The following is a 16,851-nucleotide window of genomic DNA, read 5'->3' as shown; positions in this document are numbered from 1 at the left end:
TTGCCTTCAACCGTGCACCGTTCCACATGGAAACCCCGATGGATACCGCCTGCTCCCCTTCGCTGCCCCCCCACGACAGCACTCCCACCGCCCTTTTGGGTGGTCCTTCCAACCGGCTGGCGTCTTCCGAGTGGGGGCGGGTGACCCTGGTGGGCGCCGGGCCCGGCGATGCCGAACTGCTCACGCTCAAGGCGGCCCGCGTGCTGGCCAGCGCCGACCTGGTGCTGTATGACCACCTTGTGTCCGATGACGTGCTGCAGCATGTGGCCCCCGGCGCCGAGCGGATCTACGTGGGCAAGCAAAGCCGCAACCACACCCTGCCGCAGGAGGGCATCATCGATCTGATGGTGCGGCTGGCGCAAAGCGGCCGGTCGCTCGTGCGGCTCAAGGGGGGTGACCCCTACATCTTCGGGCGCGGCGGCGAGGAAGCCCAGGCGCTGGCCGCTATGGGCATTGCCTGCGAGACCGTGCCCGGCATCAGCGCGGCCCAGGGTGCTGCAGCGGCCACCGGCATCCCCCTCACGCACCGCGACCATGCCGCCATGCTGGTGTTTGCCACGGGCCACCTGCAGGGCGAAGAGGGCGAGCGCACCGTTGCGCTGGACTGGGCTGCACTGGCGCGGCCCCGCCAGACCGTGGTGATCTACATGGGCGTGGGCACCTTGCCCACCATCTGCGCCCAGCTCATCGCCCATGGCTTGCCCGCCAGCACACCGGCGGCGATGGTCGAGCGTGCGACATTGCCCGGGCAGCGCAGCATCGTGGGCACGCTGCAAACCTTGCCCGCGCTGAGCGTGGCCCACGGCGTGCACCCGCCTGCGCTGATCATGATTGGCGAAACGGTGGCGCTGCAGGCGCAAATCGGATCGCCCATCGGGGTGTTCACCGGCTTGCCGGGGTCCCCCGACGCTGCGCCCGCCCCGGCGCGGGCCTGCACCGCCTGATCAGCCTGCGCGGGTCGCCACGGCGCGGGGATGGTCGGGCGCCGCAGGGATTGCCGCTGCGCACTCGGGTGCGCCAGCCCCTGGGGTGGCGTCGGCCTGCAGGGGCGAGGGGTCCCGCAGCCAGCCCCAGACGATCAGCACCTGCGCGGCGTAGTAGGTGGACAGCACCCAGAACTGCGCCATGGGCAAGGCCTGCACAAAGCGGTGGGTGGCCAGCAGTGAATCGCTCAGCATGAAAAAGCAGGCGCCCGCCGCCACCCTGCGCGCCGCGCTGCTGCCCAGCACCTGGGCGCGCCCCAGGGCCTGCGCGGCCATCAGGGCGATGACCAGCACATAGGCCGCCACCGGGCCGCGCAATGCGGCGGGCAGACCACCCGTCCACAAAAAGGCGTACATGGCAGCGCCCACGGCCAGCGTGCCTGCCAGTGCGCCGCGGTGGGCAAACCACGGCACCCCCCGGCGGAACAGGGCGATATAAGCCAGGTGCGCGCCCAGAAAGCTCACCAGGCCGGGAATGAAAAGCCCGTTCCGCATCAGGAACACATCACCGGCCAGCGACAGCACCAGCGCCAGCACCATCGTGGTCCAGGGTTTTGCATCGAATTGGCTTTTGTCGCTTATGGATAAAGCACTAAATGCTATTAATACAATAGCAATAGCCATCGCCAGGGGCTTGAACAGCCAGTGCCACTCGGTCCAGCCCACGGCACTGGTGGCGGTGGCCAGGGCGCCCGCCTCGATCATCAGCGCCAGCAGCATGCCGATGCGCCCCTGCACCACGGCGCCCAGGGCCCACTGCACGGCCAGCAGTGCCGCGAACCAGGCCAGGTTGTGCGCCAGCGGGGCGCTGTCGGCGTGCCACAGAAATACCGAAACACCCGGGAGCAACAGCGCAAACTGCACGCAGGCAAACCAGCGCGTGACCGGCGCCATGGCCGGGTTGAAGCGCGGCATCTGCGCGATGTCGAAGGCCGGCTTGGGAAAGCGCTCGGCCACATCGGCGGGCCGCCAGCCTGGGGGCTTGATCCACACCCTGAGCTTGTCGCCCCAGCGGCGCGCGTGCCAGCTGTCGTGCGCCAGCCCGGCATACACCTGGGCATTGGCCCACAGCGGGTCCCAGCTGTTGAGCTGGCCGCGCGTGCCATACACACATTTTTCCTGCGCGTCCTCGTCCTTGAAGGTGCCAAACAGGCGGTCCCACAGGATGAGGATGCCGCCGTAGTTCTTGTCCAGGTAGGCGTCGTTGACGGCGTGGTGCACGCGGTGGTTGCTGGGGCTGCAGAACCAGCGGTCGAACCACGAGAGGCGCCCCTGGAATCTGGGAATGTGTTCGGTGTGCACCCAGAACTGGTAGAGCAGGTCGATGAGCGCCACCACGCCAAACACCAGCGGCGGCACGCCGGCCAGCGCCATGGGCACGTAAAAGACCCAGCCCAGCAGCGCGCCCGAGCTGGTCTGGCGCAGCGCGGTGCTGAGGTTGTAGTCCTGGCTCTGGTGGTGCACGGCGTGCGCAGCCCACAGCACGGCCGCTTCGTGGCCCATGCGGTGCAACCAGTAATAGCAGAAATCATAGAAAACCAGCGCCAGCAGCCAGCCGGGCAGGCTGGTCCAGAACGCATCGTTGCGCCACAGCGCCACCTGCTCGAACAGCGCGGTGTAGATGCCGATGCGCAGCAGCCGGGTGAACACCGCGCTGGTCTGGCTCAGCATGCCCAGACTGATGCTGCTCACCGCGTCGGCCAGGTGGTAGGTGTTGCGCTGGCGCCGGATGCCGATGGCCAGCTCGATGGCGATCAGTAAAAGGAATACGGGCGTGGCGAGAACGATGATCTGGCTGGGGCTCATGCCGCCGCATTCTTGCCCCAATCAGGTCAAGGCACCTCTGGCATCAACCCTGATGGTGCGTTCCACCACGCCCGTGGCCAGCCCGCCGCGGAGACCGATCAAAAAGTCATGCAGGTTCACCGTGGGGTCGCAGTGCCCCGGCACCAGCCACAGCATCTGACCCAGCGCGGGCAGCCGGGCCTGGGGACCGTCGGCATACAGCAGGCCGTGCTCGTCGCCGCCGTTGGCATAGCGCAGGGCGCGCTCGGGCGGCAGCAGGGCCACGGTGGGCAGACCCGAGTCGATGGCGTGGCTTTTGTGCCCCGCATCGCACACGGCATGGCTGTCGCACGCCGAGATGACCTGTGTTTTCACGAAAAGCGCCTGCTCGAACGCGGGCTGGGCCGGCTCGCGCTCGTTGCGTGCGTAGTCGGCGTCCATGAACAAGAACGAGCCCGCCTGCAATTCGCCATACACCCCACTGGCCGCTTCGTGCACCAGCGTGCCGGTACCCGAGCCGGTGACCAGCGGTACCGGCAGCCCGGCGGCGGTGAGGAGGTCGCGCGTGTGGCGCGCGGCCTGCACGGCCGCCGCGATGGCGTCGCACCGCTCGGCCGCGCTGTGCAGGTGCTGGGCGCGGCCATGGTAGGCATGCAGGCCGGCAAGGCGCAGCTGCGCGAGCCGTGCCACGGCCTGGGCCAGCGCCAGCGCCGGCTCTCCCGGTGGTACGCCGCAGCGGCCCTGGCCGACGTCGATCTCGACCAGCACGTCGATGCGCGCCTGTGGTGCTGCCTGGGCCATGGCGTCGGCCAGCCGCTGGATGCCCTCGGCACTGTCCACCGCCAGCGCCAGACGCCCGCCCTGGGCCTGCAGGCGGGCAGCCAGCCGGGCCACGCGCAGCAGCTTGGGGTGGGCGATCACCTGGTTGGTGATGGTGATGTCGCGCACGCCGCCCGCGGCCAGCGCCTCGGCCTCGGCGGTCTTTTGCACGCAGGCGCCTACGGCACCGGCGCGCTGCAGCAGCAGGGCGATCTCGGCGCTCTTGTGCATCTTGGCGTGCGGGCGCCACAGCATGCCGTGCTTACGGGCAAAGTCGGCCATGCGCGCAATGTTGCGCTCCATGGCGTCCAGGTCCACCACCAGCGCAGGCGTGTCGAGCTGGTCCACGCGCAGGCCGATGCGGGCCTCCAGCGTCTCAGGCAGTGGTTTCATCGCGGGCGGCGTTGTCGAGGTGCTGGGTATCGGCCCAGCCGACCAGGCTCAGGCCCTGGGGTGTCCACAGCAGGCGGTTGATGGCGGCGTTGGCCAGCTGCCAAGTGCGGGGCGCCTGGATTTCCTGGCCGGTGGACAGGCGGTACAGCACGTCGAGCACGCCGCCGTGGGCCACCAGCACGACCTGCTCGCCGGGGTGGCGCGCGGCCAGGCGGTGAACGGTGTCGTTGATGCGCTCGCGCAGCGCGGTCAGCGATTCGCCGCCTTCGGGTGCAAAGTGCGGGTCGCGCTTGCGCCAGCGCAAGGCCTGCTCGGGCAGCGCGGTCTCGATCTCGGCAAAGGTGCGCCCCTGCAGCGCGCCAAAGCTGCGTTCGCGCAGGGCGGGCTCGGGCGTGAGTGGCGCGCCCGTGGCATCTGCCACGGCCTGGGCCGTGGCCTGCGCACGCTGCAGATCGCTGGTGTAGATGGCGGCCAGGGGCTCGTCGGCCAGGGCACGCGCCAGCTGCCGCGCCTGCCACAGGCCGGTGTCGTTGAGGGGGATGTCCAGATGCCCCTGGATGCGGGTGTCCACGTTCCAGGCGGTTTCGCCGTGGCGAACAGCAATGATGCGGGTGGCGTTCATGGGTGCAGAGCGCCTCAGCGCGGTATTTCCAGGACGATGCGGCGCGGCCCGGCGGGCGGGGTGGGAAAGCCGTTCAGGGCCGCGTCGAACATGGCGGCAAACACGGCCGGGTTGTCGCTCCATACGCCCTCGTGCACGGCACGGGTTTCATACACCACGGTGCCGCTGGCCGCTTCGCGCAGGACCAGGCCGACTTCGCGCCGGTACAGCGTGGGAGGTGGAAAGCGCATCGACAGGCCACCATAAAAACCGCGGCCACCGCCCCAGCCGCCCCAGCCCCATCCCGGGCCATCCCAGTAGTCCGGATAGGCCTGGAAGCTGGTGCGGGCATGCACCTGCACGCGCAGGAACGGAGCGGCGCTGTCCTGGCGCAGGCCCACCTTGGCCAGCGCCAGCCGGGCCTGTTCTTCCACGGCGTCCTGCTGGGCGCCCTGGACCTGCTGCGACGGCAGGCGCTCGAACTGGTAGGTGGGCCGCACGGGCGCGCGGGCGAGCTGCGAGAACGACTGCACATCGCTGTCCACCAGGCGGGTGCTGGCGCAGCCGGTCAGCCACAGCGCCGCGCACAGCAGGGGCAAAGTGATCCATTTCATGGCAGCTCCTTGAAAAAAAGCGCCGGCAGCGATGCCCCGGCCTTTACGGGATGCGCACCACCTGTACACCGGGCAGGGCCGATGGCGCGGGGAATTCCTCGGTGTCAAACGCCTTGTCGCCATTCTCGTCGGCCACGCCCGTGGCGCGTGCTCCCTTGAAATCGTACAGCGCGCCGTCCAGCAGGTGGCTGGGCACCACGTTCTGCAGGGCGTTGAACATGTTTTCCACGCGGCCGGGGAATTTTTTCTCCCAGTCGCGCAGCATCTCGCCCACCTGCTTGCGCTGCAGGTTTTCCTGGCTGCCGCACAGGTTGCACGGAATGATGGGGAAGTTGCGGTGCTGCGCCCAGCGTGCCGTGTCCTTCTCGGCCACGAAGGCCAGCGGGCGGATCACCACATGGCGGCCGTCGTCGCTGACCAGCTTCGGCGGCATGCTCTTCAACTTGCCGCCGAAGAACATGTTGAGCAGCAGCGTCTGCAAAATGTCGTCGCGGTGGTGGCCCAGGGCGATCTTGGTGCAGCCCAGCTCGTCGGCCACGCGGTACAGAATGCCCCGGCGCAGGCGGCTGCACAGGCTGCAGGTGGTCTTGCCCTCGGGGATCAGGCGCTTGACGATGCTGTAGGTGTCCTCGTTCTCGATGTGGAAGGGCACGCCGGTGCTCTTCAGATAATCGGGCAGCACATGCTCGGGAAAGCCGGGCTGCTTCTGGTCGAGGTTCACCGCCACCAGGTCGAAGTGGATGGGCGCGCGGGCCTTGAGCTTGAGCAGGATGTCGAGCAGTGCATAGCTGTCCTTGCCGCCCGACATGCAGACCATGACCTTGTCGCCCTCTTCGATCATGTTGTAGTGCACGATGGCCTTGCCGACTTCGCGGCACAGGCGTTTTTCGAGCTTGTGCGTTTCGCGCTCGATCTTGAAGTCGGCCGGCGCGCGGGCCGGTTCCGCCACTGCTGCTGCGTCGTTGTCCGCCCAGGCGTTGCTGTCGATGGCATTCATTGCGTTCACCACTGTCCTGTTTCCATGCGGATCGCCACTTCGCAGTCGTCAAAAATTTCGAGCTTGGCGATTTTCACGCGCACACCGCGCACACCGGGCAGCTGCATGAGCCGCTGGGCCAGCTTGCCGATCAGGCTCTCCAGCAGGTTCACGTGCTCGGCCGTGCACTCGTCGATGATGATCTGGCGCACCTTGCGGTAGTCGAGCACATGCGCGATGTCGTCGTCGTGCGGCGCCAGCGGCTGCGCACCCAGGCTCAGCTCGGCATCGACCTGGATGGGCTGGGGCGCGTTCTTTTCGTGCGCGAGGATGCCCAGGTTGGCATCGAAGCGCAGCCCGGTGAGGGTCAGGGTCTGGAGACCAGTGGCTTGGTTCATGGTGTCGGGGCTGAGCATGTGCTCACATCAGGGAAAAGTCGCGCTCGAATTTCATCAGGTGCTGGCCACCATCGACGAGCAGCGTGGTACCGGTGATCGACCGGTTTTCCAGCGCAAACCGTACGGTGGCGGCCACATCGTCGGCGGTGGACGAGCGGCCCAGCGGGCTCAGCGCGTGCAGCCGGGCAAACTTCTCGTCGCTGAGCATGTGGCTGGTGAGCGTGAGGCCGGGCGCCACGCCCACCACGCGTACGCGCGGCGCCAGCGCCAGCGCCAGCATGGTGCCGGCGGCTTCGAGCGCGGCCTTGGAGAGCGTGTAGCTCAGGAAATCGGGGTTCTGGTTCCAGAGCTTCTGGTCCAGCAGGTTGACCACGGCGCCGTGCGCATCGGCATCGCCCGCTGCGGCGCGGTCTCGCAGATGCTGGTGCAGGGCCTGGGCCAGCACGATGGGCGCGCCGGTGTTGCTGCGCAGGTGCTGCTCCAGCGCGGCAAAGCCGAAGGTCTGGGCATCGTCGTGCTCGAACAGCGAGGCGCTGTTGACCACTGCATCCACGCTGCCAAAGTGGTCGATCACCCGGGGCAGCAGGGCGCGCACCGCGGCCTCGTCAGAGAAATCCGCCTCAAACTGGGCGCTGGTACCTGCCAGTTCTGCGCAAGCAGCTGCGGTATCGATAGCGTCCTGGGCCGACGCGCGGTAGTGCACCGCCACCTGCCAGCCGCCTGCCGCCAGCGCCAGCGCAATGCAGCGGCCCAGGCGCCGGGCGGCGCCCGTCACCAGAACCGTGCGCGGTCGGGGAGAAAGAAAAGGGGTGGACATGTGGGGGACAATGCGGGCCGTGACCCAAAGACCCGACAGTTTAACGACCGCCCTGCAAACCCACATCGTCCAGGCCATTGCCGCCGCGGGCGGCTGGATCGGGTTTGACCGCTTCATGGCGCTGGCCCTCTACACCCCGGGCCTGGGCTATTACGCCAACGATTCCACCAAATTCGGCGCCATGCCGCAGTCGGGCAGCGACTTTGTGACCGCGCCCGAGATGACGCCGCTGTTCGGCCAGACGCTGGCCGCGCAGGTGGGCGAGGCGCTGGCGCAGACCGGCACCCACGAGGTCTGGGAGTTCGGCGCGGGCTCGGGCGCACTGGCGCTGCAGCTGCTCGACACGCTGGGCGACCAGGTGCAGCGCTACACCATCGTCGACCTGTCGGGCAGCCTGCGTGCGCGCCAGCAGGCCAGGCTGGTGGCCCACGCGCACAAGCTGCGCTGGGTGGACGCACTGCCCGAACAATTCAGCGGCGTGGTGGTGGGCAACGAGGTGCTCGACGCCATGCCCGTGCAGCTGCTGGCCCGCCACGGCGGACAAGACACCGGACGGTGGCACGAGCGCGGCGTGGTGGCGGCCGAGGACGGTGGTTTGGCCTGGGCCGACCGCCCCACCGAACTGCGCCCGCCCATCGACATCGACGGCCCGCAGGATTACCTGACCGAGCTCCACGCTCAGGGCGAAGCCTTCATCCGCACCCTGGCCGACCGGCTGGAGCGCGGCGCCATCTTCTTGCTGGACTATGGTTTTGGCGAGGGCGAGTACTACCACCCCCAGCGCCACATGGGCACCGTGATGTGCCACCAGGGCCATCTGGCCGACAGCGACCCGCTGGTGGCCGTGGGCCTCAAGGACATCACTGCCCATGTCAACTTCACCGCCATGGCGCTGGCGGCGCAGGAGGCCGGGCTCAACGTGCTCGGCTACACCACGCAGGCACACTTTCTGATCAACTGCGGATTGCTATCGAAAATGGAGCTGCTACCGCAATCAGATCGTGCGCTGGCGACCAAATTGATCATGGAACATGAAATGGGCGAGCTGTTCAAGGTGCTGGCGCTGGGCGTGGGCGAGGCGTGGGAGCCCTTGGGGTTTGCGCACGGCGACCGCTCGCACCGGCTGTGACAAAGGCCTTGCCATGATTCGCTGGCTTATCGTCGTCTTCCTGGCGCTGGTGCTCATCAACGGCCTGTCGCCCTGGCTGCAGCGCATGGGGCTGGGACGGCTGCCGGGGGATTTCCGCTTTCGGCTGTTCGGGCGCGAATGGTTCATTCCGCTGGCCAGCACGGTGCTGCTGAGTTTTGTGCTGAGCCTGGCGGTGAAGTGGCTGTGACGCGCAATCTCGCCGCGCCTTGCATCCCCTCCCGCAAAGGCCACTGCGCGACCTCTGGGAGATCGTAAACAGGCTCTAGGACACCGCCCTGAAAGCCCCGCCATGACCGAATCCCTGCACATCGTCTGCCCCCACTGCCACACCACCAACCGCATCGCCCGCGACGATCTGGCGGCCGCGCCCGGTTGCGGCAAATGCCACAAGCCCCTGTTCACCGGCCACCCGGTGGCGCTGGACGAAGCGGCGTTCGAGAAACACATCGCGCGCTCGCAGGTGCCGGTGCTGGTGGATTTTTGGGCACCCTGGTGCGGCCCGTGCCGCGCGATGGCACCGGCGTTTGAGCAGGCTGCGCAACAGCTGGAGCCCGGCATGCGGCTGGCCAAGGTGAACACCGAAGAAGCGCAGAGCCTCGCCGCACGCTTCAACATCCGCAGCATCCCCACGCTGGCGCTGTTCGTGAACGGCCGCGAGGTGGCGCGACAGCCCGGCGCTATGGGCGCGGCCGACATCGTGCGCTGGGCGCGTTCGCAGCGCGCCTGACCGCTGGGGCGACGGCCGCGGTGGCAAAGCCGTCCCACGCACGCTGACATTTGCGTAACTGAATTACATGTCCGGTATGATCCGCCCCACATCGCACCGGGGCCGTCATGGGGTGCTGTTGCGGATCGACTTTGTGGACCTGATCAGATGCCGAACACGACCAACGGACTCCTCCGCGCCCGACTGCTCGCTGACGTGGGCGGCACCAACGCCCGCTTCGCCTGGCAGGCCGGGCCGGGCGAGCCCATCACCGATATGCGCGTGCTGCCCAGTGCCGAACACGCCCGCCTGCAGGACGCGATCCACGTCTACCTGAACGACCTGGGCCGCGGCACACCGCACGCGGTGGCGATCGCCATTGCCAACCCGATCACCGGCGACCAGATCCGCATGACCAACCACCACTGGTCGTTTTCGCAGTCGGCGGTGAAGGCCGAGTTCGGCTTCAACACGCTGCGCCTGCTCAACGATTTCACCGCACTGGCGCTGGCGCTGCACGACCTGCCGGCGGCGGAGCTGCGACCGGTGGGCGGTGGCGTGGCCCTGCCGGGTGTGGCGATCGGCCTGGTCGGCGCCGGCACCGGGCTGGGCGTGTCGGGCCTGCTGCCGAACGGATTCGGCGGCTGGGTGCCGCTGGAAGGCGAGGGCGGCCACGTCACGCTGCCGGCGGTGACCGCGCGCGAACGCCTGGTGATGGACGGCCTGGCCCGACGCTACGGCCGTTGTTCGGCCGAGCGCGTGTGTTGCGGTCAAGGCCTGCTCGACACCTATGGTCTGCTCTGCGAGGCAGACGGCGTGGCGCCGGGCGGCGTGGCCAGCGCGGCCGACGTGAGCGAGGCGGCCCTGAACGCCGGCCACCCGCAGGCGCTGGAAGCGCTGCACATCTTCTGCGCCATGCTGGGCTCGGTGGCCGGCAACCTGGCGCTCACGCTGGGTGCGCGCGGCGGGGTCTACATCGGTGGCGGCATCGTGCCGCGGCTGGGCGCCTGGTTCGAGGGCTCGCCGTTTCGCGCGCGTTTCGAGGCCAAGGGCCGGTTCCGCGGCCTGCTGGCCGACATTCCCGTGTGGGTGATCACTTCCCGACAGTCTCCGGCGCTCATGGGCGCTGCGCGCGCGCTGGACGGCTTGAACCTGAAAAACGGCGCTTGACCGATCTTTGGCCCCCTCGGCCGGCGCGGGCCCGAATCACAGGCGTGGCAGCTGTGCCCGCGCCCAGCATGGCGCGAGGCTGTTCAGGCCGTTTCGAGTGGACGCACCTGGAACGCGGGTGCCTTGCCGGCGTGGTCCTGACCGGCGTACACGGTGAGGTGCGGGTAGGGGATCTCGATGCCGGCGGCATCGAAGGCGGCCTTCAGGCGGCGCAGATATTCGCGTTTCACGTTCCACTGCTCCAGAGGCAGGCAACGAAAGCGGCAGCGGATCACCACCGCCGAGTCGGCCCAGCGTTCGACGCCGGCGATCTCCAGGTCGTTCGTGATGCTGGCGCCAAAGGCCGGCTCTTCGCGCATCGTCCGGGCCACCTCGGCCATGACCCGCATCACCTTGTCAACGTTCTCGCGGTAGGCCACGCCGATGTCCATCACCGCGTTGCTGAAGCCGCGCGTCATGTTGATCACGGTGCTGATGTGGCCGTTGGGCACGTAGTGCACGTTGCCGTCGTAGTCGCGCAGCTGCACGTAGCGCAGCGTGATCACCTCCACCATGCCGGCGTGTTCTCCCAGCTTGACCACATCACCCTGACGGATCTGGTTTTCCAGCAGGATGAAGAAGCCGGTGAAAAAATCCTTCACCAGACTCTGGGCACCAAAACCCACCGCAAGACCGACCACGCCAGCCGCCCCCAGGATGGGCGCCACCGACACCCCCAGCTCGGAGAGCACCAGCATGCCGGCGATCACGCTCACCACCACCCCGACCAAGTAGCGGAACACACGCCCCAGGGTTTCGGCGCGCTTGGTCGACTCGCGGTCGTCCATGCGGCTGGCGATGCGTATGCGCAGCGTGCGTATGCCGCGTTGCAGGATGGTGACCAGCAGCCAGGCGGCGATGAGGATGAGGGTCACCCGCATCAGCGTGGTGGCGGCGCTGCCCAGGCCGATCCACCAGCCGGTAGCGAGGTCCAGGATGTTGCCGTTCATGGTTTTTCTCCAGAAGGGGTGTGAAAAAAAGCAGGGCGGTGCCCGCCGCCTGGTGGGCACCGCCCTGAGTCGGTTCAGGCTGCCGAAACGGCGTTGAGTGCGTTCAGGAAGCGCTGGCGCCACCAGTGCACGTCCTGTTCGCGGACGTTTTGCAGCAGCGCCTGGTGGCGCTGCTGGCGTTCTTCCAGCGGCATCTGCAGCGCGCGTTGCATGGTTTCGGCCGTGCGCGTGGTGTCGTAGGGATTCACCAGCAGGGCTTCCCGCATCTGCTCTGCGGCCCCGGCAAAGCGCGACAGCACCAGCACGCCGGGGTCTTCGGGGTCCTGCGCGACGATGAACTCCTTGGCCACCAGGTTCATGCCGTCGCGCAACGGCGTCACCAGCGCCACGCTGGCCGCACGGTACAGGCCGGGAAGACGCTTGCGCGCCACGCTGCGGTGGATGTAACGCACGGGCATCCAGTCGAGTTCGCCGAAGTCGCCATTGACCGACCCGCAGAGACTTTCCAGCTCCTGGCGCAGTGTGGCGTACGCGTTGACCGCCTCGCGGCTGGGCGCGGCGATCTGGATCAGCGTCGCGCTACCCAGGTTTTCCGGGTAGTTCTGCAGCAACTGGCGAAAGGCCTTGATGCGCTGCGGCAGGCCTTTGGAATAATCCATGCGCTCCACCCCCAGCAACAGGCGGCGGCGCGAATATTCGTTGCGCATCTGCTCGTACATGTCGACCGCCTCATGGCTCTGTCCGAGGGCCGTGAATTCGTCCACGTCGATGCCGATCGGGAAGGCTTGCGCCTGCAGGGTCTTGCCGAAGGCCCGGAATTCGTGTTCACCCAGGATGTCGGCCGAGGTTTCGGTGCCCACGTAGCGCGAGAAATGGGACACGTCGGCCTCGCTCTGGAAGCCCACCAGGTCGTAGGCGAACAGCGAGCGCATCAGCCACTCGTGTTCCGGAACGGCGGCCAGCAGCAGGGGCGGGGGCAGGGGGATGTGCAGGAAGAAACCCATGCGCTGCTGGCAGCCCATGTTGCGCAGCTCGGCGGCCAGCGGGATCAGGTGGTAGTCGTGCACCCAGATCACGTCGTCGGGCCGCAGCATCGCCGCCAGCTTGTGCGCGAACATCTGGTTGACGCGCCGGTAGCCGCCGATGAAGCCGGCGTCGAAATCGGCCAGGTCGAGCCGGTAATGGAACACCGGCCAGAGCACGCCGTTGCTGTAGCCCAGGTAGTAGCTGTCGTGGTCCTCACGGCTCAGGTCCACGGTGGCGAGTTGCACCGGGCCGGCGGTCTGCAGATGGACGTCGCCCTCGCCGGGCGTTCCGTCTTCCACGATCTTGCCGCTCCAGCCAAACCAGAGACCGCCCGAGGCCTGCAGTGCCTGGCCGAGCGCCACGGCCAACCCGCCCGAAGCGGTCTTGCGCGGATCGGCGACACGATTGGAGACAACGACGAGACGGCCCATCTAGATCACCGTGTCCCAGGCGGCCGAGAGGCGAACGGCCGCGTTGATGATGCCCACCATGGAATAGGTCTGTGGGAAGTTGCCCCACATCTCGCGCGTTTCGGGATGGGTATCTTCGGACAGCAGGCCCAGCGGGTTGCGGGCGGCCAGCATGGTCTCGAAGATGGCGCGCGCCTCGGCCTTGCGACCAATGCGCGCCAGGGCATCGATGCGCCAGAAGGTGCAGATGTTGAACGCCGTCTCGGGCCTGCCGAAGTCGTCGGCCGCCTCGTAGCGGCGCATGTAGGGGCCGTCGCACAGGCTTTTTTCCATGGCTTCCACCGTGCTCACAAAGCGCGGGTCCTTGGGGTCGATGAGGCCCACCTCGGCCATCAGCAGCACGCTGGCGTCGAGCTCGTGCCCGCCAAAACTCTCGGCAAAGGCCTGGCGTGCTTCGCACCACGACTTGTCGAGAATTTCGGCACGCATGCGGTCTGCATGCTGCTGCCAGTGGCTGGTACGGTCGGCCAACTGCAGGGTTGCGGCGATCTTGGCCAGCCGGTCGCAGGCTGCCCAGCTCATCAGGGCGGACGAGGTGTGTACCCGGGCGCGCGTGCGCAGCTCCCACATGCCTGCATCGGGCTGGCCATACACACGTACCGCGTTCTCACCCACTTGTTCCAGCCGCGTGAACTCGGCCAGGCCCGCACGGTGCAACAGGCGGTGATCGTGGAAGGCCTGGGCCGCGCCCAGCACGATGTTGCCGTACACATCGTGCTGAAAATGCTCGGCCGCCTGGTTGCCCACACGCACCGGGCCCATGCCCCGGTAGCCTGCCAAATGGGGCATAAAACGCTCGGGCAGGTCTTTCTCCAGCCCGATGCCATACAGCGGCTGGATGTGGCCGTCGCCCCCTTCCACCACCACGTTGCTCAGCCAGCGCAGGTAGTCTTCCATGGTGCCCACCTCGGAGATGCTGTTGAGGGCGCGCACCACAAAAAATGCGTCGCGCAGCCAGCAGTAGCGGTAGTCCCAGTTGCGGCCGCTGTGGGCGGACTCGGGGATGCTGGTGGTCATGGCGGCCACGATGGCGCCGGTGTCTTCGTACAGCGACAGCTTGAGCGTGATGGCCGCACGGATCACGGCTTCTTGCCACTCCAGTGGTATGGCCAGGGCGCGGGTCCAGCTGCGCCAGTAGGAGGTAGTCTCCTGCTCGAACAGGCGCGCGGTGTCGGCAATGCCGTCCACCAGTGTTTCGTCGGCCCCCAGCAGAAAGTTGTGCTCCCGCGTGAGCACAAACGCCTGGCCCGACAACACGTGCGAGACCGGTGCATCGGTGGACAGGCGCAGCGTCATGCTTTCGCCCACGTAGCGGATGTGGTTGCTGCCGCGCGTGATCTCGGGTGCGGTCTGGCCCCAGTCGTAGCGCACCTTGAGTGCCACACGAATGCGCGGCGCGCCCTGGATGGGGCGCACCCGGCGCACCAGCGTCATGGGGCGAAAGTAGCGCGAGCGGCTGTAAAAGCGCGGTGCAAAGTCGGTGATCTCGATGCCGTGTCCGGCCTTGTCGAACAGCTGCGTGCGCAGGATCGCGGTGTTGGGCTCGTACCACTGGTCGGCCGAGGCCAGGTCTTCCAGTTCGATGGCGAAGTGGCTGCCTTCGTCACCGGGCTGCAGCAGGGCGTTGAACACCGGGTCGCCATCAAAACGCGGCAGGCAGCACCACACCATGCGGGCGTGGTTGTCGATCAATGCGCTGATGGCGCAGTTGCCGATCATCCCGAGGTTGAGCGAGCCCGCTTGGGGGGCGTTGGCTGCGGTGTTCATCGTTCGCGCTCCAGGGTCGTGCGTGCAGAAGACAGCCAGCCGCGCAGGGCGGCAGATGTCATGCAGCGGTGTTGTGCCATGGTCGGCCCTTCGCCCACCTTGATGCCCCAGCCGCCCAGCGCCTGCACGGCGGCAAAGCCGGCCTCGTCGGTGACGTCATCGCCGATGAAGACGGGTGTGCGCCCCGCAAAAGGGGCCTGGGTCATGAAGTCGGCAATCGCCTGGCCTTTGTGAACGCCACGGGGCTTCACTTCAAAGACGCATTTGCCGCGCAGCAGTTCCACGCCCTCCACATGGCGCATGGCGTGCGTCAGCGTTTCGTGGCACAAGGACTCCAGCTGGGGGGCGAGGCGGTAGTGCAGGGCCAGGCTGGCGCGCTTGGTCTCCACCAGCAGGCCGGGGTGGCGGGCTGCAAGGTCCTGTGCGGCCTGCAAGACGGGCTCCAGGGCGGGGCGTGACGTGGCGGGAACGGAGGTGTCGCCCAGGCGGTAGTGGGCCCCATGCTCGCTGGCCAGCGGCAGGCGCAGCGGTGCCAGAAATCCGTCGATGTCGACCTCGGGCCTCCCGGACACGATGGCCAGCGCGCCACCCAGCTGGGTGTGCAGCGATGACAGCGTAGGGACCAGTCCCGAGGCAACGCGCACCGCCTCGGGGCGCGGCGCCAGTTCGGTGAGCGTACCGTCGAAATCCAGAAAAAGCGCATGGGCAGTTGTCAGTGTGGGGAGCAGCTGCATCCGCGAAACCATAGCAGACGCTGCAAAGCAGACCTGGACACAAGGGTGATACAAGGCTGGTAAATGCGCGCAAGGCCTGCGATCTGTTGCAACTTTGGCAACCGGAGCGTGCCAGGTGCGCCCTTGAAACGTGGGGCCTGCGCCGCCATGTGTTCAGCAACCTGTATGCCCCCCGCCATGACCGAAGCCCTGCACATCGTCTGCCCCCATTGCCATACCACCAACCGCGTGCAGAGCGCCGACCTGGGCAGCGCGCCCGATTGCGGCAAGTGCCATCAGCCCCTTTTTGCGGGGGCGCCGCTGGAACTGGATGCCGCCAGCTTTGACAAGCATGTGGCGCGCAGCCACCTCCCGGTGCTGGTGGACTTCTGGGCCCCCTGGTGCGGACCGTGCCGCCAGATGGCCCCCGCCTTTGCACAGGCCGCCCGCGAACTCGAGCCGCGCGTGCGACTGGCCAAGCTCAACACCGAAGACCACCAGGCCATCGCCGCGCGGTATGCGATCCGCAGCATCCCGACCATGATCCTTTTCCAGCAGGGGCGCGAGGTGGCGCGCATTTCGGGCGCGCTGGGGGCTGCGGATATCGTGCGCTGGGTGCGCACGGCGGCAGCATAAAAAGCCAAATCGCTAGGGCCTGTTCACGATCCCCTGCGAGATCGTCAACCAATGGGATGGACGCCCCCGCCCTAAACGGCATCGAAAGTGCCACAGTGGAGACGTTAGTTCTTCCACTCGAACCAGCAGGAGCGTCCACCATGAAGATTACAACCATTGGCATCGACCTGGCAAAGAATGTGTTTCAGGTCCACGGCGTGGATGAGCATGGCCGGGCCGTGTTCCACAAACCGCTCAAGCGCGAGCAGATGGCGGCCTTCTTCGTCAACTTGCCCGCCTGCCTGATTGGCATGGAAGCCTGTGGCAGTGCTCACCACTGGGCGCGCAAGCTGCAGGGTATGGGTCATACCGTGCGCCTGATGGCCCCCCAATTCGTCAAGCCCTACGTCAAGACCAACAAGAACGATGCGGCCGATGCCCAGGCCATCTGCGAAGCCGTCACGCGTCCGAGCATGCGCTTCGTACCCATCAAGAACGTGGAGCAGCAAGGCGTGCTGGCCCTGCACCGGGTGCGCCAGGGCTTTGTCAAGGCCCGCACCGCGCAGGCCAACCAGATCCGGGGCCTGCTGGCCGAGTTCGGGCTGATCGTCCCCCAGGGTATAGGGCACATCAGCGAGCGGGTGCCTGAGCTTATCGAGGATGCCTGCAACGAGCTGCCCGGCGCGTTTCGGCGCTTGGTGCAGCGTCTGCTCGAACACCTCAAAGAACTCGATCGCCAGGTGCAGGAACTGGAGGCACAAATTGTGGCTTGGCACCGCCAAAGCGACTTGAGCCGCAAGCTTGAACAAATCCCTGGTATTGGTCCCATCACGGCCTGTGCGCTGGTGGCCTCGCTGGG

At 67.3% G+C, this 16,851-nt stretch carries 18 protein-coding genes; 7 read left to right on the top strand and 11 right to left on the bottom strand.

Annotated features, from left to right (window positions below):
- Positions 1 to 38: 38 nt before the first annotated feature.
- Entirely contained in the window at positions 39 to 944 is a 906-nt protein-coding gene (cobA, locus tag AC1Q5S_RS14165) for a uroporphyrinogen-III C-methyltransferase (protein WP_303833076.1), read from the top strand.
- Here cobA and AC1Q5S_RS14160 read toward each other — a convergent pair whose 3' ends face one another.
- Genes AC1Q5S_RS14160 through AC1Q5S_RS14130 form a run of 7 tightly spaced genes read right to left on the bottom strand, consistent with a single transcriptional unit; the run spans position 945 to position 7,386 of the window.
- A complete protein-coding gene (locus AC1Q5S_RS14160; protein ID WP_303833075.1) occupies positions 945 to 2,789 on the bottom strand; it encodes a lysoplasmalogenase family protein in 1,845 nt (614 codons plus the stop codon).
- Between the two features lie 21 nt (positions 2,790 to 2,810).
- Positions 2,811 to 3,980, bottom strand: coding sequence for a DSD1 family PLP-dependent enzyme (locus AC1Q5S_RS14155; protein ID WP_303833074.1), 1,170 nt, complete (start codon positions 3,978 to 3,980; stop codon positions 2,811 to 2,813).
- A complete protein-coding gene (locus AC1Q5S_RS14150) occupies positions 3,964 to 4,602 on the bottom strand; it encodes a histidine phosphatase family protein (RefSeq protein ID WP_303833073.1) in 639 nt (212 codons plus the stop codon). Before AC1Q5S_RS14150 ends, AC1Q5S_RS14155 begins: the two co-directional genes overlap by 17 nt.
- A 14-nt stretch (positions 4,603 to 4,616) precedes the next feature.
- The gene (locus AC1Q5S_RS14145; protein WP_303833071.1) at positions 4,617 to 5,195 is read right to left on the bottom strand and encodes a DUF4136 domain-containing protein; all 579 of its coding nucleotides are present in this window, start codon (positions 5,193 to 5,195) and stop codon (positions 4,617 to 4,619) included.
- A 43-nt stretch (positions 5,196 to 5,238) separates the two neighbouring features.
- Complete coding sequence (gene ttcA, locus AC1Q5S_RS14140) at positions 5,239 to 6,192, bottom strand: tRNA 2-thiocytidine(32) synthetase TtcA (RefSeq protein ID WP_303833069.1); 954 nt, start codon at positions 6,190 to 6,192, stop codon at positions 5,239 to 5,241.
- 5 nt (positions 6,193 to 6,197) lie between these two features.
- Positions 6,198 to 6,569, bottom strand: a complete 372-nt coding sequence (locus AC1Q5S_RS14135; protein WP_303833067.1) for a dihydroneopterin aldolase — start codon at positions 6,567 to 6,569, stop codon at positions 6,198 to 6,200.
- Between the two features lie 22 nt (positions 6,570 to 6,591).
- On the bottom strand, positions 6,592 to 7,386 hold the full coding sequence (locus AC1Q5S_RS14130) for an SDR family oxidoreductase (RefSeq protein ID WP_422290223.1): 795 nt from the start codon (positions 7,384 to 7,386) through the stop codon (positions 6,592 to 6,594).
- Between the two features lie 10 nt (positions 7,387 to 7,396).
- Between AC1Q5S_RS14130 and AC1Q5S_RS14125 the strand changes: the two genes are divergently transcribed.
- The 4 genes from AC1Q5S_RS14125 to glk all read left to right on the top strand — a co-directional run bounded on the left by AC1Q5S_RS14125 (position 7,397) and on the right by glk (position 10,412).
- Positions 7,397 to 8,515 carry a class I SAM-dependent methyltransferase gene (locus tag AC1Q5S_RS14125; RefSeq protein WP_492239016.1) on the top strand — a complete coding sequence of 373 codons (1,119 nt, stop codon included), beginning with the start codon at positions 7,397 to 7,399 and terminating at the stop codon, positions 8,513 to 8,515.
- 13 nt (positions 8,516 to 8,528) lie between these two features.
- Positions 8,529 to 8,723 (top strand): DUF2905 domain-containing protein, encoded by a 195-nt coding sequence (locus tag AC1Q5S_RS14120; RefSeq protein ID WP_024813073.1) that lies wholly within the window; start codon positions 8,529 to 8,531, stop codon positions 8,721 to 8,723.
- 102 nt (positions 8,724 to 8,825) lie between these two features.
- On the top strand, positions 8,826 to 9,263 hold the full coding sequence (gene trxC / locus AC1Q5S_RS14115) for a thioredoxin TrxC (RefSeq protein WP_303833060.1): 438 nt from the start codon (positions 8,826 to 8,828) through the stop codon (positions 9,261 to 9,263).
- 147 nt (positions 9,264 to 9,410) lie between these two features.
- Entirely contained in the window at positions 9,411 to 10,412 is a 1,002-nt protein-coding gene (gene glk / locus AC1Q5S_RS14110) for a glucokinase (protein ID WP_303833059.1), read from the top strand.
- 83 nt (positions 10,413 to 10,495) lie between these two features.
- Here glk and AC1Q5S_RS14105 read toward each other — a convergent pair whose 3' ends face one another.
- From AC1Q5S_RS14105 to otsB, 4 genes are all read right to left on the bottom strand, one after another.
- Entirely contained in the window at positions 10,496 to 11,401 is a 906-nt protein-coding gene (locus AC1Q5S_RS14105) for a mechanosensitive ion channel family protein (RefSeq protein WP_303833058.1), read from the bottom strand.
- Positions 11,402 to 11,475: 74 nt separating this feature from the next.
- Positions 11,476 to 12,858: an alpha,alpha-trehalose-phosphate synthase (UDP-forming) gene (gene otsA / locus AC1Q5S_RS14100; protein ID WP_422290220.1), complete on the bottom strand. Its 1,383-nt coding sequence runs from the start codon at positions 12,856 to 12,858 to the stop codon at positions 11,476 to 11,478.
- Entirely contained in the window at positions 12,859 to 14,664 is a 1,806-nt protein-coding gene (locus AC1Q5S_RS14095; protein ID WP_303833056.1) for a glycoside hydrolase family 15 protein, read from the bottom strand.
- Entirely contained in the window at positions 14,661 to 15,398 is a 738-nt protein-coding gene (otsB, locus tag AC1Q5S_RS14090) for a trehalose-phosphatase (protein ID WP_303833055.1), read from the bottom strand. Before otsB ends, AC1Q5S_RS14095 begins: the two co-directional genes overlap by 4 nt.
- Positions 15,399 to 15,575: 177 nt before the next feature.
- Here otsB and trxC (AC1Q5S_RS14085) point away from each other — a divergent pair, with 177 nt between their 5' ends.
- Both trxC (AC1Q5S_RS14085) and AC1Q5S_RS14080 read left to right on the top strand, forming a co-directional pair.
- Positions 15,576 to 16,013: a thioredoxin TrxC gene (gene trxC, locus AC1Q5S_RS14085; RefSeq protein ID WP_303833053.1), complete on the top strand. Its 438-nt coding sequence runs from the start codon at positions 15,576 to 15,578 to the stop codon at positions 16,011 to 16,013.
- 140 nt (positions 16,014 to 16,153) lie between these two features.
- Positions 16,154 to 16,851 (top strand): IS110 family RNA-guided transposase (locus AC1Q5S_RS14080; protein ID WP_492239013.1); only part of this gene is annotated, 698 nt, incomplete at its 3' end.

Source organism: Acidovorax sp. GW835-FHT14B10 (assembly GCF_058793725.1).
This window is presented reverse-complemented; position numbering and strand designations above follow the sequence as displayed.

Excerpts from the sequence above, each read along its gene's own strand:
- cobA (WP_303833076.1), top strand. The coding sequence starts at position 39 with ATGGATACCGCCTGCTCCCCTTCGCTGCCCCCCCACGACAGCACTCCC.
- AC1Q5S_RS14160 (WP_303833075.1), bottom strand. The coding sequence starts at position 2,789 with ATGAGCCCCAGCCAGATCATCGTTCTCGCCACGCCCGTATTCCTTTTA.
- AC1Q5S_RS14155 (WP_303833074.1), bottom strand. The coding sequence starts at position 3,980 with ATGAAACCACTGCCTGAGACGCTGGAGGCCCGCATCGGCCTGCGCGTG.
- AC1Q5S_RS14150 (WP_303833073.1), bottom strand. The coding sequence starts at position 4,602 with ATGAACGCCACCCGCATCATTGCTGTTCGCCACGGCGAAACCGCCTGG.
- AC1Q5S_RS14145 (WP_303833071.1), bottom strand. The coding sequence starts at position 5,195 with ATGAAATGGATCACTTTGCCCCTGCTGTGCGCGGCGCTGTGGCTGACC.
- ttcA (WP_303833069.1), bottom strand. The coding sequence starts at position 6,192 with ATGAATGCCATCGACAGCAACGCCTGGGCGGACAACGACGCAGCAGCA.
- AC1Q5S_RS14135 (WP_303833067.1), bottom strand. The coding sequence starts at position 6,569 with ATGAACCAAGCCACTGGTCTCCAGACCCTGACCCTCACCGGGCTGCGC.
- AC1Q5S_RS14130 (WP_422290223.1), bottom strand. The coding sequence starts at position 7,386 with ATGTCCACCCCTTTTCTTTCTCCCCGACCGCGCACGGTTCTGGTGACG.
- AC1Q5S_RS14125 (WP_492239016.1), top strand. The coding sequence starts at position 7,397 with ATGCGGGCCGTGACCCAAAGACCCGACAGTTTAACGACCGCCCTGCAA.
- AC1Q5S_RS14120 (WP_024813073.1), top strand. The coding sequence starts at position 8,529 with ATGATTCGCTGGCTTATCGTCGTCTTCCTGGCGCTGGTGCTCATCAAC.
- trxC (WP_303833060.1), top strand. The coding sequence starts at position 8,826 with ATGACCGAATCCCTGCACATCGTCTGCCCCCACTGCCACACCACCAAC.
- glk (WP_303833059.1), top strand. The coding sequence starts at position 9,411 with ATGCCGAACACGACCAACGGACTCCTCCGCGCCCGACTGCTCGCTGAC.
- AC1Q5S_RS14105 (WP_303833058.1), bottom strand. The coding sequence starts at position 11,401 with ATGAACGGCAACATCCTGGACCTCGCTACCGGCTGGTGGATCGGCCTG.
- otsA (WP_422290220.1), bottom strand. The coding sequence starts at position 12,858 with ATGGGCCGTCTCGTCGTTGTCTCCAATCGTGTCGCCGATCCGCGCAAG.
- AC1Q5S_RS14095 (WP_303833056.1), bottom strand. The coding sequence starts at position 14,664 with ATGAACACCGCAGCCAACGCCCCCCAAGCGGGCTCGCTCAACCTCGGG.
- otsB (WP_303833055.1), bottom strand. The coding sequence starts at position 15,398 with ATGCAGCTGCTCCCCACACTGACAACTGCCCATGCGCTTTTTCTGGAT.
- trxC (WP_303833053.1), top strand. The coding sequence starts at position 15,576 with ATGACCGAAGCCCTGCACATCGTCTGCCCCCATTGCCATACCACCAAC.